The 23900-nt window shown below is 64.4% G+C and carries 20 protein-coding genes; 7 read left to right on the forward strand and 13 right to left on the reverse strand.

The annotated features are described in order from the left end of the window. Nucleotides 1–24: 24 nt before the first annotated feature. From NKJ58_RS00800 to NKJ58_RS00820, 5 genes are read right to left on the reverse strand one after another with little or no spacing between them, the layout of a single operon-like run. Entirely contained in the window at nt 25–1359 is a 1335-nt protein-coding gene (locus NKJ58_RS00800; RefSeq protein ID WP_023684096.1) for a lysine N(6)-hydroxylase/L-ornithine N(5)-oxygenase family protein, read from the reverse strand. Continuing rightward, the gene (locus NKJ58_RS00805; protein ID WP_352852702.1) at nt 1356–3176 is read right to left on the reverse strand and encodes an IucA/IucC family protein; all 1821 of its coding nucleotides are present in this window, start codon (nt 3174–3176) and stop codon (nt 1356–1358) included. The genes NKJ58_RS00800 and NKJ58_RS00805 overlap by 4 nt, the downstream gene beginning before the upstream one ends. After that, complete coding sequence (locus NKJ58_RS00810) at nt 3173–4237, reverse strand: GNAT family N-acetyltransferase (RefSeq protein WP_023684094.1); 1065 nt, start codon at nt 4235–4237, stop codon at nt 3173–3175. The genes NKJ58_RS00805 and NKJ58_RS00810 overlap by 4 nt, the downstream gene beginning before the upstream one ends. Then, nucleotides 4234–5763: an IucA/IucC family protein gene (locus NKJ58_RS00815; RefSeq protein ID WP_352852703.1), complete on the reverse strand. Its 1530-nt coding sequence runs from the start codon at nt 5761–5763 to the stop codon at nt 4234–4236. The genes NKJ58_RS00810 and NKJ58_RS00815 overlap by 4 nt, the downstream gene beginning before the upstream one ends. Beyond that, a complete protein-coding gene (locus NKJ58_RS00820; protein ID WP_352852704.1) occupies nt 5673–6017 on the reverse strand; it encodes a hypothetical protein in 345 nt (114 codons plus the stop codon). The genes NKJ58_RS00815 and NKJ58_RS00820 overlap by 91 nt, the downstream gene beginning before the upstream one ends. Nucleotides 6018–6138: 121 nt before the next feature. On the opposite strand from NKJ58_RS00820, the gene NKJ58_RS00825 reads away from it, so the two are divergent. Then, entirely contained in the window at nt 6139–7311 is a 1173-nt protein-coding gene (locus NKJ58_RS00825) for an MFS transporter (protein WP_023752656.1), read from the forward strand. A gap of 11 nt (nt 7312–7322) precedes the next feature. Here NKJ58_RS00825 and NKJ58_RS00830 read toward each other — a convergent pair whose 3' ends face one another. From NKJ58_RS00830 to NKJ58_RS00845, 4 genes are all read right to left on the reverse strand, one after another. Continuing rightward, nucleotides 7323–8609, reverse strand: coding sequence for an MFS transporter (locus NKJ58_RS00830; protein WP_352852705.1), 1287 nt, complete (start codon nt 8607–8609; stop codon nt 7323–7325). Beyond that, nucleotides 8606–8980 (reverse strand): hypothetical protein, encoded by a 375-nt coding sequence (locus NKJ58_RS00835; protein ID WP_156939278.1) that lies wholly within the window; start codon nt 8978–8980, stop codon nt 8606–8608. Before NKJ58_RS00835 ends, NKJ58_RS00830 begins: the two co-directional genes overlap by 4 nt. Before the next feature lie 15 nt (nt 8981–8995). Continuing rightward, complete coding sequence (locus NKJ58_RS00840; protein WP_352519138.1) at nt 8996–11200, reverse strand: TonB-dependent receptor; 2205 nt, start codon at nt 11198–11200, stop codon at nt 8996–8998. Nucleotides 11201–11480: 280 nt separating this feature from the next. Next, nucleotides 11481–13664, reverse strand: a complete 2184-nt coding sequence (locus NKJ58_RS00845) for a primosomal protein N' (protein WP_352852706.1) — start codon at nt 13662–13664, stop codon at nt 11481–11483. An 89-nt stretch (nt 13665–13753) separates the two neighbouring features. Between NKJ58_RS00845 and fsa the strand changes: the two genes are divergently transcribed. Then, a complete protein-coding gene (gene fsa, locus NKJ58_RS00850; RefSeq protein WP_023698236.1) occupies nt 13754–14410 on the forward strand; it encodes a fructose-6-phosphate aldolase in 657 nt (218 codons plus the stop codon). 83 nt (nt 14411–14493) lie between these two features. On the opposite strand, the gene NKJ58_RS00855 is transcribed toward fsa, so the two are convergent. Next, entirely contained in the window at nt 14494–15090 is a 597-nt protein-coding gene (locus tag NKJ58_RS00855; protein ID WP_352852707.1) for an LPS assembly lipoprotein LptE, read from the reverse strand. Beyond that, nucleotides 15077–17704 carry a leucine--tRNA ligase gene (leuS, locus tag NKJ58_RS00860; protein ID WP_352852708.1) on the reverse strand — a complete coding sequence of 876 codons (2628 nt, stop codon included), beginning with the start codon at nt 17702–17704 and terminating at the stop codon, nt 15077–15079. Before leuS ends, NKJ58_RS00855 begins: the two co-directional genes overlap by 14 nt. A 147-nt stretch (nt 17705–17851) precedes the next feature. Here leuS and NKJ58_RS00865 point away from each other — a divergent pair, with 147 nt between their 5' ends. The 3 genes from NKJ58_RS00865 (at nt 17852) to NKJ58_RS00875 (ending at nt 20062) form a co-directional block, all read left to right on the forward strand. Next, on the forward strand, nt 17852–18514 hold the full coding sequence (locus NKJ58_RS00865) for a YggS family pyridoxal phosphate-dependent enzyme (protein ID WP_023700210.1): 663 nt from the start codon (nt 17852–17854) through the stop codon (nt 18512–18514). Nucleotides 18515–18603: 89 nt separating this feature from the next. Further along, complete coding sequence (locus NKJ58_RS00870) at nt 18604–18858, forward strand: type II toxin-antitoxin system Phd/YefM family antitoxin (protein ID WP_023700209.1); 255 nt, start codon at nt 18604–18606, stop codon at nt 18856–18858. 154 nt (nt 18859–19012) lie between these two features. Next, nucleotides 19013–20062, forward strand: a complete 1050-nt coding sequence (locus tag NKJ58_RS00875; protein WP_023700208.1) for an aldo/keto reductase — start codon at nt 19013–19015, stop codon at nt 20060–20062. Nucleotides 20063–20113: 51 nt separating this feature from the next. Here the strand turns inward: NKJ58_RS00875 and NKJ58_RS00880 are convergent, their stop codons facing one another. Further along, a complete protein-coding gene (locus NKJ58_RS00880) occupies nt 20114–21022 on the reverse strand; it encodes a LysR family transcriptional regulator (protein ID WP_023700207.1) in 909 nt (302 codons plus the stop codon). Nucleotides 21023–21145: 123 nt separating this feature from the next. Between NKJ58_RS00880 and NKJ58_RS00885 the strand changes: the two genes are divergently transcribed. Next, complete coding sequence (locus NKJ58_RS00885; protein WP_286458483.1) at nt 21146–22327, forward strand: MFS transporter; 1182 nt, start codon at nt 21146–21148, stop codon at nt 22325–22327. A 43-nt stretch (nt 22328–22370) separates the two neighbouring features. Next, a complete protein-coding gene (locus tag NKJ58_RS00890; RefSeq protein WP_023688867.1) occupies nt 22371–23405 on the forward strand; it encodes an aldo/keto reductase in 1035 nt (344 codons plus the stop codon). Between the two features lie 60 nt (nt 23406–23465). On the opposite strand, the gene NKJ58_RS00895 is transcribed toward NKJ58_RS00890, so the two are convergent. Then, nucleotides 23466–23738 carry an usg protein gene (locus NKJ58_RS00895; RefSeq protein ID WP_023668649.1) on the reverse strand — a complete coding sequence of 91 codons (273 nt, stop codon included), beginning with the start codon at nt 23736–23738 and terminating at the stop codon, nt 23466–23468. Nucleotides 23739–23900 lie beyond the last annotated feature (162 nt).

Here is a 23900-nt window from a genome sequence, read left to right on the forward strand (position 1 = left end):
CTCTTCGGCCCGCCTCCACAAACATCACCGCGCGCCCGATTCGGTCATCCTCGCATTGGCGCCGAGATGATGCAGGCTTTGTGTCGTGTGCCTTGAACTCCAGGCAACCGGCGGATCGGGCAGATCGAGATCGAACTGTGCCCGCCCGAGCAGCGAATTGACGATCTTGGCGCTGCGCCAAGCCATCAGGCTGAGCTGCGGCTCGGCTATGCCATGGCTGAGCCGGCCGGCATTGAGTGCGTAGATCCGGCGGTCGTCGGGCCCGTCCCATTCGACCTCGAAGCTGGCGTTGAGCCTGTAATGACCGCGCTCGTCCAGCGCGATCCTGTTCATGAGCGGTGCCATGCAATCAGGAATGGCAAAGGCATAGCCGGTGGCCAGAACCACCGCATCGACGGTGCGCGTCTCGATGGCGCCGTCGAAGCCGTTGCGCATGATCAGCCGGTATTCGCTGCCTTCCCGCGTCACGTTCAGCACTTCGCGGTGCGGCGTCATGTTGACCGCCGTCGTTTCCTCCGAGAGGTGCCGCAGCGTGTAAAGCTGGCGATAGATCGCCTTCAGCGTGCTCGTCGATGCGCCGTCACCGGCAAGCAGTTGCTGTTCCAGGATCGTCTCGCGCCGCCCTTGCGGCAACCGATGGAAGTTTTCGACATAGCCCGGCGTGAAGAGTTCGTCGGTGAAAGGCGAGTCGTCCAGTGGCAGGAAATTCGGCCGCATCGAGATCCACTCGATTTCGCGGCCGGCGAAGCGGTCGGAGGAGATCAGATGCAGAAGCACTTCGGCGCCGCTCTGGCCACCGCCGATCACGGCGACACGCTGTCCGCTCAGGCGATCGAGGCGGTTGGCGGCCTGGGCGTTGTGGAAGCATTGATCGGAGGCCGCCGCCCGCGCCCAGGCGGGGATGTTGGGCACCAGCCCGACGGCAATGGCGAGATTGCGCGCGTTCACCTGCTCGCGGCCGATACGCAGCCTGAAATTCGTTCCGTCGAAGTCGATCCGGTCGACGGCGCTGGCGAAGCGCAGCGAAGACAAGTTCTCGCCGACCCATCCAAGATAGCGGGCGAATTCCGGCCGCGGGATGGCTGAGAAATCCGCGTTGAGGAATTCATAGAACCGCTTCTGCGCGACCAGATAGGACATGAACGACCATGGGCTGGTCGGATGCGTCGCGGTGACGAGATCCTTGAGGAAGGATGTCTGCAGTTCGACGCCCGGCAGCATCATACCCGGGTGCCATTCGAGCCGCGTCGCCCGATCGAAGAAGCGCGCTTCGACGCCGTCCACCGCATCGAGATGGGCGGCGAGGCTGAGATTGAACGGCCCGATGCCGATGCCTGCGAGGTCAAGCGTATGGGTCATGGCGAACTCCTTATGGAGCTGGCTGGGCTGATGGGAGATCGCCGGGCTGACTCGGGGTTAAGCGGATTGTCGAGCGGTGTGCCGAGGTCGGGCAGAGGGCGTTCGCCGCTGTCACCGTAGCCGATGGCGAAGCGCACCTTGTTGATGGCGATGCGTGGGATCTTCGGAGCAAACAGATCGAAGAGCGCGAACCGTTCCGACAGATCCGGGTTCTGCGCCTGGTAGCGCCGGATGGCGCCGGCCAGGATGGCGTAGAAAGTCCTCTCGTCGAAGCGGTCATAGGCGGCCAGCGCCTCGGACAGGAAACGCAGAACGCTGACGATGTGTCCCGTTTGCAGATGCTGGAGAAGATGTGCCGGGGGCCGGCGCTTCAGCGTCGACAGGATTTTGGGGTCGAGGCCGGCCAGTTCGGGAAACGGCTGGTCGACGAGATCGAGGTCGCCCTGGAAATCCTTGACCGCCACGCCGAGAGGCGTCGCTCCGTCGAGGATGATGGTGACGTTCTGGCCATGGGCGATGAAGCCGACGCCGTAACGGCACATGAAGTGGTAGAGCGGCACGAAGGCCGTGGAGAACAGGCGATCGAGCCATGCCTCCGGACCAAGGCCGGACTGCTCCATCAGGGCGCTGGCGATCGGCCTGCCGTGGGCGTCGCGCTGCGGCAGGGCGCCCATCATCATCGGCCGCTGGCCCGCTGTCAGATCCTTTTCGGGGCTTTCGCGCCATATGGCGCCCAGCATCTCGCAAAACTGATAGGGCGCGCCTTCAACGCCGGTATAGTGCGGATGCGGATAGAAGGCGCCGGCGACTTCCTTCAGCACCTTGACGTCCTTGAGCACCGGGTCCGCGGCCGCCACCGTGGCCAGCCAGCGCGACAGATCGGCGCCGATCGCCATGTATTTGCCCGGCACGCCGCGCCACGCTGAGGTGTTGAGGACGGTCAGCGGCAGCTTGACGTGCAGCGCCTCGGGCCGTGCCACATTGGCAAGCGTGCGCAGCGACTGCAAGGGCAGGAACGGATCGCCGAACTGGCCAAGCGGCACCAGCCGGCCGGCGGCGATCTCGCTACCATATTGCGAGGCGATCATCGCCTGCCACTGCCAGGGGTGGACCGGCAGCAGCCTATGCGTCGATCGCGAGATCCCGGCGGCGCTGAAAGCCGCTTCGAGCCTTGCGCGCTCGTAGTCGCCGAGTGCGGCCTGCAGCAGCGCCTCTTCGTCGAGCCCGCAGTCAAGCGCCAGCAGGCAGCGATCGCTGGCGGCGGCAAGCCAGAAGAGCTGGAATGCGGTGGCCGATTCTGGCGCGTAGCGCTCGAAGTCGTCCCGTCCCCAGCCAAGCCGTCCCTTGTTGGCAGGGGCCTTCGGATGGCCGTCGAGCAATGCCTGCAACTCGGTATCCGGCAGCGCGGCTAGATCGGCGGCCGGTCGATTGCCGCGTGCCTTGGCGATCCGCATGTCGGCCATCAGCGTGTTGTAAAGCTCCTTCGCATAGGTGCAGAATGTTGCCGGCGACATGCCGAGCGTCTCGCGCGCGTCGGCGAAGAAGGCGACCGCATCGTCGACCGGCAGCTCGATGCCGGCGTCGCGAGTCAGCGTCTCCGGACGGACGGCGATCTGGCCCCACAGGCGCCGCGTCGCGGCAAAGCGATAGGTCACGCCGGGGCCGGGCGTCAGCTCCCATCGGCCGGGCGAAAGCTCGCGCGGCGACAGGCACTCCTCGAAGGTCAGTTCGGAAATGGCCTTGGCGACGGCGTCGCGGTTGATCGCGGCCCAGCGTGTCGCCTCCCCCGCTTTGGCAATCGGTTGCTGCACCGTCACAGCGGCACCTCGCGGAAGAAGCGCTCGCGTTCGCAGCAGACCAGCGCCGCGCGCTTGTGCGGGAAGTCGAACTCCTTGACCTTGTCGTAGGCGGCGCCGGCGCAATAGCTCAGCATCTTCTGGTGCGCGGCGCGTGGCTCGCCGACGACGCGCTGCGTGCGCGGCTCGTCGAGGAACAGATAGTGGGTGACGGAGCGGAACAGTGACAGCGTCTTCGGCCGGCCGAGATGGCGCATATTGCCGATCAGCCCATGCCAGCCGCGGTCCCAGTCGAGCGGCTCATAATAGGGCCCGAGCCGGTCCTCCTTGGCCCAGTAGAACTCGAAATAGCCGGTCGGCTCGCCGTCGAAGCTGGCGATGACGCCGAAAATATGCGGATCGCTTTCCTGCTCGGCGAGATATTTGTCGAGATCCTCATGGCTCTGGGCAAGTTCCCAGAAGAAGGCGACGCGGCCATCGTTCATCCAGCGATGGAAGAGGTCGAGATCGGTCCGGCGGTCGATCGGCCGCAGCGACACGGTGAGGCCGATTTCCGGAATCCAGCGTTCGTACATCGGGCCGCAGGGGCGCGGTTGGCGCAATGGCGGCAGCCGGTCTTCCGGGCCGATAGCGGTCGTCAATGCCGGATAGGTGACATGCGAGGCCTGGCTGCGCCACAGCAGCGGCAGCTGGCGCAGGACCGACCGATGGATGACGGCGCATTCCGGTTCACCCGGAACCGTTTCGGTGGCCAGCGCCGAAACCGGCCACAGCGTCTTGGCCGCCGGCAGGAAGGCGCAGTCGAAGGAAGGATGCAGGCGCAGCGCGGCGTCGACGAGACCTGCCAGGATTTGCGGTTGGTCGAGGCGGCCGCCAATGAACGCGACATCGTCGATGAGCAGGCGGCCATCCGCGTCGGAGATGCGGGCCTGTCCCACCGCTGTTCCCTCAGCGTTGACCAGGCTGACATGGCCATCGCCGGCACGGATGGCGAGCGGCTCCGCGGCCGAGGCCAGATGCTGCCATCCTTCGTTGCCGGCGACGGTGGCGGGTGACCAGTTTTTCGCAGCCTCGATGTTCATGCGTATTCTCTCACATGCAGGGGGTTCGGAAGCTCGACGTAACCTGCCAGCGGGTCGGTCACTTCGGTGTTCTCATTGATGTCGCGCAGCGCGATCAGGAAATTGCCCTTGGCGGCGAGCGTCGGCGCGTTGAGCAAATAGTCGACGCAGGACCGGTCAGCCATCGGCGTGGCGGCCAGCCGCTCGAGCGAGCGGCGGAATATCGCCAGCAGATCGTTTTCGTTGGTGAGGCCAGCGGCCGCAAGGGCTGCGACGGCGGCGAAAGCGCCATTGACGACCAGATAGTAGCCGAACAGCTTCGCGGCCGCTTCCGCTGGGAAGACATGATCGCCCGCCTGACCAGCCTCGGGCACGAATTCGCGCAGCCTGGGCAGGAATTCCTCGACATAACCGGTGCCCTGGCAGTCGCGAAAATAGAGCGCATTCGGCCAGCCGCCGGCGAGGCCGACGACGAGGTTTTGCTGATGGGCGCCGAACAACAGGCCGAATTCCGAGAAGGCCACAATAAACGGCACGATGGCAGTTTCGAGGAAACGCTCGAACCAGAAACGCGCCGTTTCCTCGACAGGTCGCTTCTCGTCGCGGGCGATACGGTGGACCAGGTCGGACAGATGGCTTTCGGTACGGCCGGGATGGCGCTCGCAAAGCGCGCCGAGAACGGCAGCCGGCGGACTGCCCGTGCCGCGAAACGGGTTTTCGCGGAACGAGACGATGGTGTCCGTCATCAGCCGGCCGTCTTCGTCGCGCAAGCCGAACCAGGCCGGCTCACCCAGCACCGTCATGGTCGGGCAGCGCCGCTGCAAGGCATCGCCAAGCTTGCCCTTGACCAGCCGGTGGACCGAAAGGCCGCGCCGGCACTCATGCTCCTCGACGATGCGCCTGGAATTGGTCAGGCGCAGGCTGAGCGAGAATTTCAGCATCCACTCGGCTTCAGCTGAATGAACCGTGCGCAGCGAGGTCGTGGCCTGCCACGCTGGTCCGCCGAGCCCAACATCGACGATACGGCCGGCGCAAAACAGGCGCTCGACGCGGTCTTCCAGCATGAGCCGTACGGCCTGCCACGGATGCATCGGAACGAGAACCTTGCCCTGTTGCTTGCCAGCCCGAGCAAGCAGCTGCGGATCGCTGGCGGCAAGCCCGCGGACCATCTCGGTGACATCTAGTGGCTCGACGCTGCCCCCAGTGAGGATGGTCGGGTCGACGGCCCACCAGCGCAGTTTGAACGCATTGCAGTATTCATGCCCGAAGCGCGCGGAATCCGTGTGCGTGAACTCTTCGCGACTCATCGGCGCCGGATGCACGGCATGGCCGAAGCGCAGGGCGCTTTCGGCGTCGATGAAATCAGGATCGCCTTCGGAGAAGGGCCGCGACGATCCACGCGCCGCAGTCGCGTCAGCGATTGCGGCGATGCTGGCCAGGCTGCGGCGCAGGAAGGTCAGTCGGCTTTTCGCTGTCGCCCGGCCGGCAATGTCGGGATCCGCCAGGGCGCCAAAAGGCTGAAAAGGTCGATCTCGGTCGCTTCGCAATCGGCCCCCTCGTTACTAATATCGAGGCGCCAGAGCGGCATCGCTAAATCGTGGTAACCAACCTTCGAGCGATGCCGCGCCTCGACGAGCACCGCCGCGCGCGAGGCAGGGAAATTCAGACGCAGCACGGCTGCCTGCGGCCGAAACAGCCCGGTTTGCCTGGCGTTGACGAATTCCCAGCCATCCCATTCACGCAGCAACGCGTTGAGTAACGGGCTTAATGCTGAGGAAGATTCAGGTTTTACTTGTTCCATGTGCATCCCCATAAATCCTAATAATACTGAATGCATTTACGTTTATACATTGTCGTCTTTAAACATTTGTGTTGATTAACTGTTCTAAACAAGAAATAAGCTTGGTCTTATGACGACCGGTATGAAAAATCGATCTTCGCTTCTGCGCCGCCTGGCGATCGCGGTCTCGGCAATCGGCTTCGGCCAGTCGGCCTTCGTATCGCTCGTTCCCCTGGTGATGGAGCGGCTGAGGCTCGACACGTTTGCTATCGGCGCGGCAACTGCTGTCGGCGCGGCGGCCTTTCTGGTCGGCTCGCCGCTGTGGGGTCGCATGGGCGAGCGGCTTGGCCATGCCAGGCTGCTGCGCTTGCTCGGCCTCGCCATGCTGGCCGGCCAGACGGTGTTCGCCATTCTGCTGATAGCCGGCATGGGAGCCGCGCTCGGCATCGCTTTGCTGATGCTTTCGCGAACCGTGTACGGTTTTGCCGCGTCCGGCGTCATGCCGACGGCGCAGGTCTGGGCCAGCCGCTCGGTTGCCGATGACAGGCGACAGGCGGCGCTGGGACTGCTTGGAGCCGGCGTCAGCATGGGGCGGCTGGCCGGTGCGCTGGCGGCAACGGCTGCCGTCCTGTCGCCGCTGCTGCCGCCCATCCTGTTCCTGTTCAGCCCGCTGTTGCTGTGGCTCGCGCCGGGCAAAGGGGAAGCCGGCGGACGGAGCGACGGCAAGGCAGCCGACGTCGGCCGTGGAATATCGCCCTTCGATCGCCGCGCTCTGCCTTGCCTGGCGATGGGCTTGTGCCTGACGCTCGGCTTCGGACAGGTGCAGATGATGCTCGGCCCGATGGCCCAGCAGCGTTTTGGCCTTGGTGCGACGCAGGCCACGACGGTGACCGGCCTGGCCCTGATGCTGGTCGCCATCGTCATGGTTTTGGTCCAGGGACTGCTCATGGCGCGCCTGCGGCTGGCGGAGCGCAACAGCGTCGTCGTCGGCTGTCTCATGGTTTGCGTCGGCATGACGGCGCTGGCCGTCACGGCCAGCCATGTTGCCTCGGCAGTGTCTCTGGTGGTGGCGGCGGCCGGCATTGCCCTGGCGACACCCGGCTACACCGCCTGGCTGATGAAGCGCCTGGAGCCCGGCGAGCAGGGCGCGGCGGCCGGCTGGCTCACCAGCACCCATGTGCTCGGCCAGAGCATCGGCGCATTGGCCGGCGGCTTCGCCTTCACGCTCTGGCCTTTTGCGCCACTGGCTGGCTGCGCGGCGTTGGCGCTGGCCGCCGCCTGTCTCGCTGCCATGGTTCGTGAGACCGGGCGTTAGGAAGACCGCGCTCATTCGGCGACCTCCGGCAATGGCGGCATCGGAGTACCCGGTTGGGCTTTTGCGGTATCGGAGAAATGGGCATTCAACATGCGATAGGTCGCCACCACGGCTATGCCCGACAGCACGGTCGCCAGGGTGAACAGCGCGGAGTAGCCGAGCATGTCGGCGAGGCGCCCGGCAAGCATGGAGCCGACGAGGTAGACGATAAGCTGGGCGCAGGACAGGATGGTGAAGTCGGTGCCCGGCTGGTCCGACGACGTCACGGCCATGAACAGGCTGTAGAGCGCCACGATCTCCATGTAGCGCACCAGCGTCTGCAGGAACGAGGCGCCGAAGATCGGCCAGAAGCCGGCGATAGCGCCGAAAGCATGCAGTGCAAAGATCAGGAAGCAGATGGTGCGCAGCGCGCCGAGCAGGCCGAGCACCGAGGCGGCGCCCCTTTTGTGCAGCAGCCATGCCGCCAGCGCCGAGCCGCCGAGCCCGACGGTGAGCGCGGCGCCGCCCGAGAGATAACCGATGATGTCGAGCGGCACGCCGGCATCGACGAGATAGGAGCCTTCCATCGACTTCACCAGCCCCTCGCTGGCGCGGTAGATGAGCGCGATCCACAGGATCTGGCGTGCCTCGGGCCGGCGCAGGAAACGCAGGATCGAGGGGCGGTCGATGGCCGCCTGCAGCGCGCTGGCGACGGGATCGGTCTCGCGCATGGCGAAGGCAGCAAACAGCGGGATGACGGACAGCGCGGCCACCATGGCCACCATGGTTTGCCAGCCGGCATGATGATAAACCAACAGGCCGAGCGTGCCGCCGAGAACGACGCCGAGCGCGACGGCGCCGCCCTGGATCGCATTGCCGATCGGCCTGTCCTTCGGGTCGAGATATTTGGCCGCGTAGCCGTCGGTGGCGATGTCCTGGGTCGACATCAACAGGCTCACGACAAGGCCGACGGCAAAGATACCGGCGACATCGGTCGGCTCGATCCAAAGCATGGCGGCGATGCCGGCGATGACGCCGATCTGGGTGATGATGACCCAGCCGGCGCGATGGGCGCGGGCCATTGGCCGAAAGCGGTCGACCAGCGGCGCCCATAGGAATTTCAGCACCAGCGGCAGCATCAGCAGCGCCATCAAGCCAATGGCGGTGCGCGACACGCCCTGCTCGCGCAGGATCGGCGGGATCGCCGCGGCAAACAGATAGCTCGGGATGGCCTGCGCCAGATAAAGGCAGGCGAGAACGACGAAAAGCCGCAGGCGCGAAAGCCCGGCGGGCGCCGGCCGGTCTGCGTCGGCGCTCATTTGACATAGTCCTTCGGTGCGTAACCGTTCAGGAAGGCGCCGGCCTCCGCCCGGCTGCGGGTGACGAGCACTGGAAAGCCGAACAGGCTTTGCCAGATGCGCTGCATGTTCTCGTCGACGGCGGTGCGCACCAGCGCACAGGCGCGGCAGGCTTTTTCGAGCTGCTCGCGTTCCGCCTTGTACCAGAGGTTTTGCGCCTTGCGCTGGGCGTCGCTCAGCGCGATCTCGATGCGGATATCGACCAGGAGCACGAACGGCTCCCGTTCCTGCGAAAGGCGGCCGAGCGCCTCGATATAGCGCGCGCCATCCGCCGGATCGGCTGGCGCTTCTGCCAGCAGCGAGACTAATGCACCGTTTCGTTGGAGAGACACCGCCACCGCCGCCCCTCAGAATGTGATCTGATAGGACAACGCAACCGAACGTCCCAGACCCGGAACGTCGGCGCCGCGGGTCGCCGATGCGGAAGGGTTGATGTAGTAGGTGTCGAACACATTGCGCACGGCAAGGTTCAGCACGCTTTCATTGCCGAACGTCGTCGAGACGGCGAGATTGACCAGTGCTGCACCGTCCAGTTCCTGGGTGGCGATGCGGTCGCGTCCGGAAAACAGCTCCAACTCGCTGCGCAGGGTCAGCTCGTTCTCGAAACGGGTGGTGAGATAGACCAGGCCCTTGTAGGTCGAGGGGACACGGTTGTTGGGCAGATATTCGTTAGCTTCGATGTGGCCGTCGTGATCCGCATCGTATTTGCCTTCGATATAGCCGACCGATCCGCCCAGCGTGAACATGCCGCTGAGGTCTGCCTCGAGATTGGCTTCGACGCCCCAGATACGTTCCTTCTGCTGCGATACCCGGTTGTTGAAGATGTCGTAGCTGACGCCGTTGTCCGAGGTCGACAGATAGGTGCTGACGCCGCCGCGATAGTCGCCCCAATCGCCGCGCAGACCGGCTTCCCAGGTGTTCACCAGCTGGGGTTCAGGCGCGATATCGGCATAGCTGATCGCGTAATCCGGCGCGTTGGTGCATGGCAGCAGCGGCCGGATGGCGGTGCCATAGGCGTCGCAGGTTTCGGCGTTGGAGTTCAACCCGGCCCGGCGGGTGAAGCCGCCAATGTCGGTCAGGCTGTAGCCTTGCGAGAAATTGCCGAAAAGCTGCATCCTTTCGGTCAGGTCGTAGACGGCGCCGGCGTTGAAGGTGACGGCGTCGTAGTCGAACGAGCCGCCGGTCACCCGGATCGCCGGCAGGCCGATAATGTTGCGGCCGAGCAGAACGGCAGCGGCAGGCCGGGTGAAGTCTTCAACATTGAGATAAAACTGGTCGTAGCGCGCGCCGCCGCTGATGCGAAAGCGATCCGTCACCGGAATTTCGCCTTGCGCAAACAAGGCAACCGAGTTCTGGGTCGTGGGCGAGATGGCGTCCTGACCGTTGGTCAGCTGCTGATCGGTGGCATCGAAGACGTAGTCGGCGCCCCAGGTCAGCGTGCTGCCCTGAGTGATAAAGTTCATCGGCGTGTTGACGGTCAGGTTGACGCCGCTGCGCCGCGATTGCAGCGCCGTCTGGTTGAAGTCGGCGGTCGGGTCCGTACCCGGCGGCAGGATCACCGGCCGCGTCGGGTTCGTCGGTAAATACACCTGGCTGTTGACGGCCGAGAATTTGGTAAAGGGCGACTGCTTGAAGATGTCGTTGTAGAACGCCTTGACCTCGAGGTTTCCGAGCGCGAAGTCGCTGTCGGTGTATTTGGCGGTCAGATATTTCGAATCTTCCTTCAGCGGCTTGCCTTCATAGGGATCGCCGAAATCCGGGGAGACGGGATTGGTCGTGTAATCGGTGAACCAGTCCGGCTTCTGGTTGGCATAGGTCCAGTCGACGCTGGCCTCGAAGCGCCTGGAATCGAACTGGTAGCCGGCCACGCCGAAGAGATTGCCCGTGCCGGTGCGGTCGCCGCCGCCTTGCCCAAGCATGGCGTCCGAAGCCATCTCGTTGCCGTGGCCGTCATAGGTGCGGCGCGACAGATCACCGGACGCCGAGAAGAAATAGTCGAAATCGCCTTTCTTGCCCTCGACCGAGACACTGGTGCTTGGCTCGGCCGATTTGCCGGGGTTCTCGGTGAAGGCGGTGACGCCGGTGCGCACCGTCACCTTCGGCTTGTCGCTGTCGCCGCGTTTGGTGATGAAGTTGATCGTGCCGCCGGTGGCGCCGGCGCCATAAAGGCTGGAAGCGCCGTTGATGACTTCGATGCGCTCGACCGAATTCAGGTCGATCATCGACAGGATGCGTGACACGTCCCGCAGCGGCGTGTTGCGTGGCACACCGTCGACCATGATCAGCACGCTGCGGCCGCGGAAGGTTTCCGAGGCGCCCGAAATGGTCTGGTTGCGTGGCGCGTAGCCGGGGACGATGCGGCTGATCAGGGTCGCGGCGTCGATGTTTTCCTGCGCGGCTTCCTCGACCTGTTGCCGTTCCACGACCTGAACGGACTGGGCAACGCTGGAAATGGACCTTTCATTGCGGCCGGTGACCAGGATCTGATCGAGCACGGTGGCTCCCTGCTGGTCCGTCGGAGCGGCTTCCTGGGCAAATGCCGCGCCTGCCATAATCGACGAACCCAAAGCCGATGACCAAAGAAGCGTACTGAAAAATCTGCGCATGCTGTCCCCATCCATGCCCTGGTCCCCAGCGCCAGAGCGGAAAGGCCCAGTTATAATTCATGATAAAACGAGTCAACATTTATTTTGTGGCTTTTCAAATCAGGATTAGTCAGCGAACCGATGAGAGCCGGGTACATGAACGGCGCGCATTTTAGCCGGCACTAAGATGCTGAGTTTTCTTGACAAACGGCTTACGGGCGGCCGGCGGCGGCGTCAGCCTTTGTGCTTACAAGAAGCTCTGCGGATCGATGTCGACCTGCACGCGGACCGAGCCGCGCTGCTTCGGCCCTTCGGCCAGCATGGTGCGGATGAAGCCTTGGATGTCGGCGCGCTTTTCACCCTGGATCAGCAAACGGAAACGATGGCGCCCACCGAGCAGCGACAGCGGCGCCTCGGCCGGACCGAGCACGAACAGGTCGCTGGCCTGGGGTGCTGCACGGCGCAGGCCGCGCGCGTGGCCTTCGGCCTCGGCCCGCGTCACCGCACTGACGATGACGCCGGCAAGCCTGCCGAAGGGCGGCAGGGCTGCCCGTTCGCGCTCAGTGATCTCGCGTTCGTAAAAGGCCTCGGCATCGCCCGAGACGATCGCCCGCATCACCGGATGGTCCGGCTGGAAAGTCTGCAGCAGGCCGAGGCTCTTCTTGCCGGTGCGGCCGGCGCGGCCGGTCACCTGGCTGAGCAACTGGAAGGTGCGCTCAGCGGCGCGGGGATCGCCATTGGCGAGGCCGAGATCGGCATCGACGACACCGACCAGCGTCATGTTGGGAAAGTTATGGCCCTTGGCGACCAGCTGCGTGCCGATGACGATGTCGGCCTCGCCATTGGCAATGGCCTCGAGCTCCAGCCGCAGCCGGCGCACTCCACCCATCAAATCGGATGACAGGACGATCGTGCGCGCGTCGGGGAAATGCGCCACGACTTCTTCAGCTATCCGCTCGACGCCAGGCCCGCAGGCGACCAGATGGTCGAGCGTGCCGCATTCCGGGCAAGCCTCCGGCCGCTTCTCATTGTGCCCGCAATGATGGCAGACGAGTTGGCCGCGAAAGCGGTGCTCGACCAGCCAGGCCGAACAAACCGGGCAGCCGAAGCGGTGGCCGCAGACACGGCACAGCGTCAGCGGCGCATAGCCGCGCCGGTTGAGGAACAGCAGCGACTGCTCCTTCTTCTCCAGCGTACGTTGCATCTGGTCGATCAGCAGCGGCGACAGAAAGCCGCCGCGGGCCGGCGGCGCGCGCCGCATGTCGATCGTCTTGAGATCGGGAAGCGCGGCTTCGGCAAAGCGCGCCGACAGCACCGCCCTGCTGTAGCGGCCCTGCTGCGCATTGACCCGGCTTTCGACCGATGGCGTCGCCGACGCCAGCACCACCGGGAAGCCGCTGATATGGCCGCGCACCACCGCCATGTCGCGCGCATTGTAGAAGACGCGATCCTCCTGCTTGTAGGCGGGGTCGTGCTCCTCGTCGACGACGATCAGCCCGAGCTCGCGGAACGGCAGGAACAGCGCCGAACGCGCCCCGGCAACGACGCGCACGCCGCCTTCCGCCACCTGTCGCCAGACCTTTTCGCGCATTCGGGGCGGCAGGTCGGAATGCCATTCCGCCGGCTTGGCGCCGAAACGCTGCTGGAAGCGTTCGAGGAAGGCATGCGTCAGCGCGATCTCCGGCAGCAGGATCAACACCTGCCTGCCCTGGTCGAGGGCTGCCGCCACCGCCTCGAAATAAACTTCCGTCTTGCCCGAGCCGGTGACGCCGTCGAGCAGCGTGACGTTGAAAGCAGCGGCCGCGACATTGGCGCGCAGCATGGCGGCCGCGTCTGCCTGGTCCGGCATCAGCTCCGGCATGGCGTAGGAGGGATCGGGCGCGGCGACCACCGGTCGAGGCGGGATCATCACCGTCTCGAACACGCCTTGCGCCTTGAGCCCCTCGACCACCGTCGACGACACGCCCGCCGCGTGCGCCAGGCCGGATCGCGTCCAGGCAAGCCCCCCTTCCGCCGTCTCCAGCACGCGCGTCCTGGCATCCGTCATCCGGTCGGGCGTGACGAGGGTCCGCTGCAGGCCCTCGATCCATGGTTCGGGATCGAACGCCTCCGGCGCACGCAACAGCATGCGCGCCACCATGCCGGGCGGCGACAGCGTGTACTGCGCCAGCCAGTCGACAAAGCGGCGCATGCCGCGGTCGATCGGCGGGCAGTCGAAGACCTGTTCGATCGGGCGCAGCTTTTTGGCGTCGATATTCTCGACCGCACCATCCCAGACGATGCCGGCAACCTGGCGCGGACCGAGCGGCACGCGCACGATCGAGCCCGGCACCACGCGCACGCCGGCAGGCACAGCGTAGGTGTAGGGCCGTTCGGCGGGCATCGGCACCAGCACCGGCGCGGCTGCGACAAAGGGCGAATCTTCGATCATCGGGCGTGACCTTGCCCCGACTTTGGTCTAGATCAAAGGGCAACCCGAATGTGCATGGCATGCACATGGAAATCTTTCAGGAGACCCCCATGAAATTTTTTGTCGACACCGCTGACATCAAGGACATCAAGGAACTGAACGACCTGGGGCTGCTCGACGGCGTGACCACCAATCCCTCGCTGATCCTGAAATCCGGCGGCAAGATCGCCGAGGTCACCAAGCAGATCTGCGACATCGTCAGGGGCCCGGTTTCGGCCGAGGTTGTTGCGGTCGAATACAAGGACATGATGGCCGAGGCCAACATCCTGGCCAAGATCGCCGACAATGTCTGCATCAAAGTGCCGCTGACGCTCGACGGCCTGCGCGCCTGCAAGACGATCCGCACCGAGATGAACCGCATGGTCAATGTAACGCTGTGCTTCTCGGCCAACCAGGCGCTGCTGGCGGCCAAGGCCGGCGCCTCGTTCATCTCGCCCTTCGTCGGCCGCGTCGACGATACCGGCGCGGACGGCATGGAGCTGATCCAGGAGATCCGGCAGATCTACGACAATTACGATTTCGACACCGAGATCCTCGTCGCATCGGTTCGCACCGTGAACCACGTCAAGCAGGCAGCCCTGATCGGCGCCGATGTCGTTACCGCACCGGCGGCGACGCTGAAGGCGCTGGTCAAGCACCCGTTGACCGACAAGGGCCTGGATCAGTTCGCTGCCGACTGGGCCAAGACCGGCCAGAAGATCGGCTGAGATCGGGTTCGATACAAAAAGGCCGGGAAACCGGCCTTTTTATTGCGGACTGCTAAAGTCGAGTTGGCAAGGCTAGGAAACGCTCAGGCCTTCTTGACGTGCCTGACCAAGTCCTGGGCGACCGACAGGCTCACCATTTCAGCCAGTTCGCGTGCGGCGCGGTTCTCGGCGTCGAGCTGCGCCCGGTAGGAGGCGAACTCCTGCGTCGGCTTGTCGAAAGATGATGGGATCGACCGCTTGCCGGTGGCGATCACCACGCCGGTCCTGGCATCGGTCAGCACATAGTTTGCGGTCAGCGTCACCGTGCCTGCCGTCGGCTCGTCTTCGTCGGTCTGAATCTGCACCACCGCGGCCGATTCGACCAGTTCGGTGACACCGAGATCGAGCATGTAGACCGGTGCCGTCGTCTCGCCGGCACCCTGGCCGAAGGCGAAGATCAGATTGTTGCGGACCTGCTGGGCATAGCGGGTCTTGACCGGCTTGACCGCAATCGAGGCGAGCTCCGCCGACGCGCTGACAGTCGAGCCTGCCGTCAGCGGCGCGCTCGAATAGAGCGGCCTGACCGTGCAGGCCGAAACCAGCGTCATCGAGGCCACCAGCCCGCAGAGCGCGGTGCGGCGCAGCACATGCGTCGTCTTTCCGAAGTCAAGCCCCGTCTTTTTGAAATCAGGCAACGACATTGACGATCCTCTGCGGCACGATGATCACCTTGCGGGGCGCCTTACCTTCCAGCGCTTTCTGCACGAAGTCGAGAGCCAGAACCGCTTTTTCGACCGCACCTTGGTCCGCGTCGCGGGCAATTGTCAAATCGCCGCGCTTCTTGCCGTTGACCTGAACCGGCAGCACGATCTCGTTGTCGACCACCAGCGCCGGGTCGTAGACCGGCCATGGCCGTTCGGCGACCAGATCGGTGCCGCCGAGCGTGTGCCAGCACTCTTCAGCCAGATGCGGCATGACCGGCGCGACGACATGCACCAGGATCTCCACCGCCTCGCGGCAGGCGCCTTTGAGCGCGGCGTCGGCCTTGCCCTCGGCGACGTCGTTGAGCGGCGTGGTCAGCGCATTGGCCAGTTCGTAGATGCGCGCGATCGCGCGGTTGAAGCCGAGCTTCTCGATATCCTCGCCGATGGCCTTCAGGATCTTGTGCGCGGCCTTGGAAACGGCACTCGCCTCGCCCTCCTTCGCCGCCTGCGGCTTGACACCGTCGAGCGTCTCGGCGGCGATCGACACCAGGCGCCAGATGCGCTGGATGAAGCGATGCGCGCCGGCGGCACCGTCGTCGGTCCACTCCACGTCTCGCTCTGGCGGCGAATCCGACAGCATGAACCAGCGCGCTGTATCGGCGCCGTAGCCATCGGTGATGTCTTCCGGGCTCACCGTGTTCTTCTTCGACTTCGACATCTTTTCGAGCGAGCCGATCGCCGCCTCTTCGCCGGTGGCGATCTCGATGGCGCGGCGCTTGCCGCCGACATCCTCGATCCTGACCTCAGCCGGCGACAGCCAGCGGCCATTGTTCGACGCTCCGCCGACGCGGTAGGTCTCATGCACCACCATGCCTTGCGTGAACAGGCCCTTGAACGGCTCGGCCAGGTCGAGATGCCCGGTCGCGCGCATGGCGCGGGTGAAGAAGCGCGAATAGAGCAGATGGAGGATCGCGTGCTCGATGCCGCCAATATACTGGTCGACGGCCAGCCAGTCATCGGCAGCCTTCGGCTCCGTCGGCTCATTGGCCCAGGGCGCGGTGAAGCGCGCGAAATACCAGGACGAATCGACGAACGTGTCCATCGTGTCGGTCTCGCGGCGCGCATCCTTGCCGCATTGCGGGCACTTCACATGCCGCCAGGTCGGGTGGCGGTCGAGCGGATTGCCGGGACGGTCGAACTCGATGTCGTCGGGCAGCTTGACCGGCAGGTCGGCCTTCGGCACCGGCACGACGCCGCAATCCTCGCAATGGATCATCGGGATCGGGCAGCCCCAGTAGCGCTGACGCGAAATGCCCCAGTCGCGCAAGCGGAAGTTCACCTTGCGCTCCGCCATTGGCCGACCGCCGATGGTCTTCTGCTCCAGCAGCTTTGCGACCTCGTCGAACGCCTGCTCCGGCTTCATGCCGTCGAGAAAGCGCGAATTGATCATCACGCCGTCATCGACATAGGCCTCTTCCGTGATATGGAAGGTCTTGGCGTCGGCATCTTCCGGCATCACCACCGGGATCACCGGCAGGCCGTATCTGTTGGCGAAGTCGAGGTCGCGCTGGTCGCCCGACGGGCAGCCGAATATGGCGCCGGTGCCGTATTCCATCAAAACGAAATTCGCGACATAGACCGGCAGGGTCCACGAGTCGTCGAACGGATGCACGACGCGGATGCCGGTGTCGAAACCTTTCTTCTCGGCCGTCTCCAGTGCGGCCACCGACGTGCCCATATGCCTGATTTCGTCGATGAACTTGGCCAGATCGAGATTGGTCTCGGCGGCCTTCCTGGCCAGCGGATGGTCGGCGGCAACCGCCATGAACGACGCGCCGAAAATGGTGTCGGGCCTGGTCGTGTAGACCTCCAGTTCCTTCGCATCGCCAACCGGAGCGGCCAGCGGCCAGCGGATCAGCAGCCCTTCCGAGCGGCCGATCCAGTTCTGCTGCATCAGCTTGACCTTTTCCGGCCACTCGCCGAGACCATTCAGCGAGTCCAGCAGGTCCTGCGCGTAGTCGGTGATCTTGAAGAACCACTGCGTCAGCTCGCGCTGTTCGACCAGCGCGCCCGAGCGCCAGCCACGGCCGTCGATGACCTGCTCGTTGGCGAGCACCGTCATGTCCTCCGGGTCCCAGTTGACCTTGGAGGATTTGCGCGTCACCAGCCCCTTTTCGACGAAATCGAGGAACAGCATCTGCTGGCGGTGGTAATAGTCGACGTCGCAGGTGGCGAACTCACGCGTCCAGTCCAGCGACAGGCCCATCATCTTGAGCTGTTCGCGCATGGCGGCGATGTTGGCGTAGGTCCATTCCTTGGGATGGACCTTGTTCTGCATCGCCGCATTTTCGGCCGGCATGCCGAAAGCGTCCCAGCCCATAGGGTGCAGCACGTTGAAACCCTTGGCCCGCTTGTAGCGCGCCACCACGTCGCCCATCGTGTAGTTGCGGGTGTGGCCGATATGGATCTTCCCCGAGGGATAGGGGAACATCTCCAGCACGTAGTATTTCGGCTTCGGGTCGTCGTTCTGCGCTTCGAACAGCTTCTTTTCGGCCCAGGCCTTCTGCCATTTGGGCTCTGACGCGCGCGGATTGTATCGTTCGGTTGCCATCGGATGATTTTCACTTAAAAGCAGGCGCAGACCGCCGGACAAGGCCCGGTGGCCAAGGTAAATGTCGTGGCGGTGTTCACCATGGATTGCCGGACCCGTCAACTGCGGTGAGCCGGCGAGGGCTAGAAAGACAGGCAGGATATAGGCATGGCGAGCGCCGTCGAACAGTTTTTCGCCGTCAGGACGAGGATCGCTGCCGCCGAGCGCGAGGCCGGCCGCGACGCCGGCTCCGTGACGCTGGTTGCTGTGTCGAAGACTTTTGAGGCCGACGCCATCCGCCCGGTCATCGAGGCCGGCCAGCGCGTCTTTGGCGAAAACCGGGTGCAGGAGGCGCAAGGCAAATGGCCGGCGCTGAAAACTGAATTCCCCGACATCGAGCTGCATCTGATCGGCCCGCTGCAGTCGAACAAGGCGAAGGAAGCCGTCGCGCTCGCCGACGTCATCGAGACCGTCGACCGCGAGAAGATCGCCGCCGAACTCGCCAAGGAGATCGCTAGGCAAGGCCGTGCACCAAAACTCTATGTCCAGGTCAATACCGGCTCGGAGCCGCAAAAGGCCGGCATCGAGCCGCGCGACGCCGTTGCCTTCGTTGCCCGCTGCCGCGATGTCCACGGCCTCGCCATCGAAGGCCTGATGTGCATCCCGCCGGCGGACGAGAATCCCGGCCCGCATTTCGCCCTGCTGGAAAAGCTCGGCAAGGAGGCCGGCGTCGCCAAACTGTCGATGGGCATGTCCGGCGACTACGAGACCGCGATCGCCTTCGGCGCCACCAGCGTCCGGGTCGGCTCGGCGATTTTTGGGAGCCGGTAGTCGTCGGCTTCGCGAGACACCTGTCGATCCCCGATTTTTCGAGCTAATGTATCGAGCACATCCGGCCGAGTTAGCGAGGACTATTCTTCTTGGACTGGCACCTCAGGGACGCACGAAACAATCTTTCGAAGCTTGTGCGACAGGCGCGCGAAGAAGGGCCGCAAACCATCACCTTGCGCGGAAAGCCAGCTGCCGTCGTGTTGTCTCCTGATGACTATGACCAACTGATCGGCGCAAAGCCTTCGCTTGCGGAATATCTCCTCTCCGGTCCCGCATGGGACGACGATTTCGTCGAGGAGGTCAACCGCCGCTCAGAGACGATGATCCGACCCGTGGAATTCTGATAGATTTTCGACACAAACATCGCCTCGCGCATCTCGCCACGGTTGACGAGTTCTATGGGGCCAGATGCATTCGGTCGATTACGCCACCACTGGAAACGAAACGTACCGTTCCTATTTGCTTTGCGTAATCACCAAATCTTCTGGAGCTGCCACCATGCGCTACAATCAACTCGGAAATACGGGGATGTTCGTCTCCGAACTCTGCCTCGGCACAATGACCTTCGGCGCCGCCGGCGAGAATGCCCAATGGGGTCTGATCGCCAGCCTCGACCAGAAGGGCGTCAACGACATCGTTGGCCGTTCGATCGCCGCCGGCGTCAATTTCTTCGACACCGCCGACGTCTACTCCTTCGGCCAGTCCGAGCGCCTGCTCGGCCAGTCGCTCAGGGATCTCGGCGTCAAGCGCTCGGACGTCGTCATTGCCACCAAGGTGCATGGCGCCATGGGCCAGGGCCCGAACGAGCGCGGCTCTTCGCGAGGCCACATCATGGATTCGGTCGAGGGCAGCCTGGAGCGGCTGCAGCTCGACCATATCGACCTCTATCAGTTGCACGGCACCGATACGGTGACGCCGATCGACGAGACGCTACGGGCACTTGATGACCTGGTTGCCAGCGGCAAGGTTCGCTATGTCGGCGTCTCCAACTGGCAGGCATGGCGCATCGCCAAGGCTCTGGGCATTGCCGAGCGCAAGGGGTTCTCCCGCTTCGAGACCATCCAGTCCTATTACTCGATCGCCGGCCGCGATCTCGAGCGTGAGATCGTGCCGCTCATCAACGAGGAAAAGCTCGGCCTGATGGTCTGGTCGCCGATGGCCGGCGGCCTGCTGTCGGGCAAATACGGTCCCGGCGCGCCCGGCAATGGCGAGGGCCGCCGCGCCGCCTTCAACTTCCCGCCGGTCGATGAGGACCGCGCCTGGGCAGCCGTCGCCGTCATGCGCGACATCGCCAAAAAGCACGATGTCAGCGTCGCTACGGTCGCGCTCGGTTATGTCCTGGCCAAACCTTTCGTCATGAGCGTCATCATCGGCGCCAGCCGCATGGAGCAGCTCGAGCAGAACCTAGCCGCGGCCGAGGTGAAGCTCGACGCCGACGATCTCGCCAAACTGGATGAGGTCAGCGCGCTGCCGGCCGAATATCCCGGCTGGATGCTGGAGCGTCAGGGCGCCGGTCGCCGCCCGGCGCCGTTCACCCCGAAGAAATAGTCATCGCTGTCGCCTGATGCTTGGGGGGTCATCTGGCTCCCCAACGTCTTTTCAGCTCATCCGCACGCTCTCGACCAGAAAGTCGAGAAACGCCCGCACCCGTGCGGGCAAATGCCGGCCCTGGCCGACATAGACGGCGTGGGTAGGCTCCTCGTCGCCCGGATTGAAATCCTCCAGCAGCGCCGTCAGCCGCCCCGCCGCGATGTCATCGGCCACATGCCAGTGTGCCAGCCGGGCGATGCCGGCGCCGCCGACCGCCATCAACCGCATCGACTCGCCATCGCCGACCAGCGTGTTTCCGGTGATCGGCACCATGACGGCGTTCCCGGTTGCATCGACAAACGACCAGCCATCGACATGCCGGACAAAGCCGAAAGCCATGCGATTGTGCCGGTCGAGATCTGCTGGAACCAGCGGCGTGCCATGCGTCTTGAGATAGGACGGTGCGGCAACGACTGTCATCCGGCTTTGCCCGAGCTTGCGCGCCACCAGCCGCGACTCGCCGAGCGGCCCGGCGCGGATGGCGACGTCGGCACGCTCAGCCATCAAATCGATGACGCTGTCGGTCAGCACCAGATCGACCGAAATCCCGGGGTAGCGTTCGAGGAAATCAGGCAGCAGCGGGATCAGCCGATGCACCCCGAAGGGCACATAGGAGTTGACGCGCAGCCGTCCGCGCGGCGCGGCACCCACGGCCGCCTCGCGCTCGGCCGCCGCCATATCGGCCAGGATGCGCACCCCGCTGTCATAGAACGCCGTCCCTTCCGGCGTCAGCTGCAGCTTGCGCGTCGAGCGCGTGACCAGCCGCGCGCCGAGCCTTGCCTCCAGTCGCGCGATCAGCTTGCTCACCGCCGACGGTGTCATACGCAGCGAACGAGCCGCAGCCGAGAAACTGCCCGCCTCGACGACGCGGACGAACACTTCGATCTCGCCGGAACGGTTGATATCGGGTCTGGCCATTTGTGAATCTATTTCACAGGAAATATGCCCAAGGCAAGTCTGGTTCACAAGGCATGGCAACACGATCTCTGCGGTCGGGGCGCGGGTCTGGTCGCGTTCATCGAGTTCGAACTGGAAACCGCCATGCCTCTTGCTCTCTACGCCCTCGCTGCCGGCGCCTTCGGCATCGGTGTCACCGAATTCGTCATCATGGGGCTGCTGATCGATGTCAGCAAAGATCTCGGAGTCTCGATCTCGGCCGCCGGCCAGTTGATTTCGGGCTACGCGTTGGGCGTCGTCATCGGCGCGCCGCTTTTGACCATCGCCACCGGCAACTGGCCCCGCAAGACCGTCCTTCTGGCCCTTATGGCGATCTTCACGCTCGGCAACCTCGCCTGTGCGATCGCCCCCGACTACTGGACGCTGATGGGCGCCCGCATCATCACCGCCTTTGCCCATGGCACTTTCTTTGGCGTCGGCTCGGTGGTCGCCACCGGCCTGGTCGCGCCCAACAAGAAAGCCTCGGCGATCGCGCTGATGTTCACCGGCCTGACTATCGCCAACATCCTCGGCGTGCCCTTCGGCACTTGGCTCGGCCAGACCTTCGGCTGGCGCGCCACCTTCTGGGCCGTAACCCTGGTCGGCTTGGCAGCCTTTGCCGTCATCCTGCTTCTGGTGCCGCGCAGCAAGGAAGCGCCCGAGAAGACCAATCTGCGCGCCGACCTCGCAGTGCTGCGCCGCACGCCGGTGCTGCTCGGCCTCGCCACCACCGTGCTCGGCTATGCCGGCGTCTTCGCCGTCTTCACCTACATCGCCCCGCTGCTCACCGAGATCACCGGTTTTGGGGAAGCCGCCGTGTCGCCGATCCTGCTCGTCTTCGGTGGCGGTCTTATCGCCGGCAATCTGCTTGGCGGCAAGGTCGCCGACCGCTGGCTGGTGCCGGCGGTGCTCGGCAGCCTCGTGGTGCTGGCGTTGGTGCTGGCCACAATGACCTTCGCCGTCCACAGCCAAATCCTGGCCGTCATCTATGTCGGCCTGCTTGGTGCCGCCGCCTTCGCCACCGTGGCGCCGCTGCAGATGTGGGTGCTGGAAAAGGCGCAAGGCGCGGGCCAGAGCCTCGCCTCGTCCTTCAACATCGCCGCCTTCAACCTCGGCAATGCCGCCGGCGCTTGGCTTGGCGGCGCGGTGATTGCCCATGACCTCGGCCTCGGCTCACTAACCTGGATCGCCGCTTTGCTGCCGGTCGCGGCTCTTGGCGTCGCTGCCCTGGCGCTGCGCCTCGATCGCGCCCCCACAATCGGGGTGCCGGTCTGCGCCCAGTCATGAGCATCACGCGCAATCCTTCTTCGACATCATCAAGGAGCATAAAATGGATTATCGACGTCTCGGCGCATCGGGCCTGAAAGTGCCCGCACTCTCTTTCGGCGCCGGCACTTTCGGCGGCTCCGGGCCGCTGTTCGGGGCCTGGGGCAACAGCGATGCCAAGGAAGCGCGGCGGCTGATCGACATCTGCCTCGAGGCCGGCGTCAATCTGTTCGACACCGCCGATGTCTATTCGAACGGCGCCTCCGAGGAAGTGCTTGGCGAAGCCATCAAAGGCCGCCGCGACGCGGTGCTGATCTCGACCAAGACTTCGCTGCCGATGGGCGACAGACCGGCCGACTACGGCTCGTCGCGCTCGCGGCTGATCAAAGCCGTCGACGCCGCCCTGAAGCGCATGGGCACCGATTACATCGACCTGTTGCAGCTGCACGCCTTCGATGCCGGCACGCCGATCGAGGAGGTGTTGTCGACGCTGGACGACCTCGTGCGCGCCGGCAAGCTGCGCTATGTCGGCGTCTCCAACTTCTCCGGCTGGCAGGTGATGAAATCGCTGGCGGAAGCTGACAAGCATGCTTATCCGCGCTACGCCGCGCATCAGGTCTACTACTCGCTGGTCGGTCGCGACTATGAATGGGAGCTGATGCCGCTCGGTATCGACCAGGGCATCGGCGCGCTGGTGTGGAGCCCGCTCGGCTGGGGCCGCCTGACCGGCAAGATCCGCCGCGGCCAGCCCCTGCCGGAAAAGAGCCGGCTGCACGACACCGCCGATTTCGGCCCGCCGGTCGCGGACCAACATCTCTACCGGGTCATGGATGCGCTTGATGCGATGGCTGAAGAGACCGGCAAGACCGTGCCGCAGATCGCCATCAACTGGCTGTTGCGGCGCCCGACCGTGTCCTCGGTCATCATCGGCGCCCGCAACGAGGAACAGCTGCGCCAGAACCTCGGCGCCGTCGGCTGGGCATTGACGCCGGAGCAGGTCAAAAAGCTCGACGCCGCAAGCGAAGTGACCGCGCCCTACCCGTACTTCCCTTATCGCCGCCAGGAAGGTTTCGCCCGACTGAACCCGCCTGCGGTGTGATCGCACGACGTTGAAGCTGCCAATCTCCCCCCTTGCGGGGGAGATCAGCTATACTGCCGCTCAGTGCAGCACGAACTCCCCATCCACCTTCCGCCATTCGTTCGGCGCGATCAGCTTCTGGTGCGTGTAGCTGATCGAATGCAGCGGCCCGTCGAGCCTGGCCTTCCAGAACTCGATGAACTTGATCAGCACCGGAAACTTCGGCGCCAGATCGTAATCCTGCCAGATGAAGCTCTGCAGCAGATGCGGGTGGTCGGGAAAATGGTACAGAATCTTGGCCGTGGTCAGGCCATACCCCTTGAGCATCAGGTCCATTTCGGAATGATCGCGCATGACAGCCCCTTGGCCTAGTTGATTCTCCATTCCTCCCAACACCGAATTGTGCGCGCCGTTCCTTAACTGTCTATGATTTTCCTGATCCCAGTCGGGTTTTATGCACGAAAACATGCAGTTAGCAGCGACCGCTGCCGAGTGCTGATACAACCGAAACGGGAG

The sequence above is a fragment of the Mesorhizobium sp. M0139 genome (assembly GCF_040322455.1).
Lineage (GTDB): Bacteria > Pseudomonadota > Alphaproteobacteria > Rhizobiales > Rhizobiaceae > Mesorhizobium.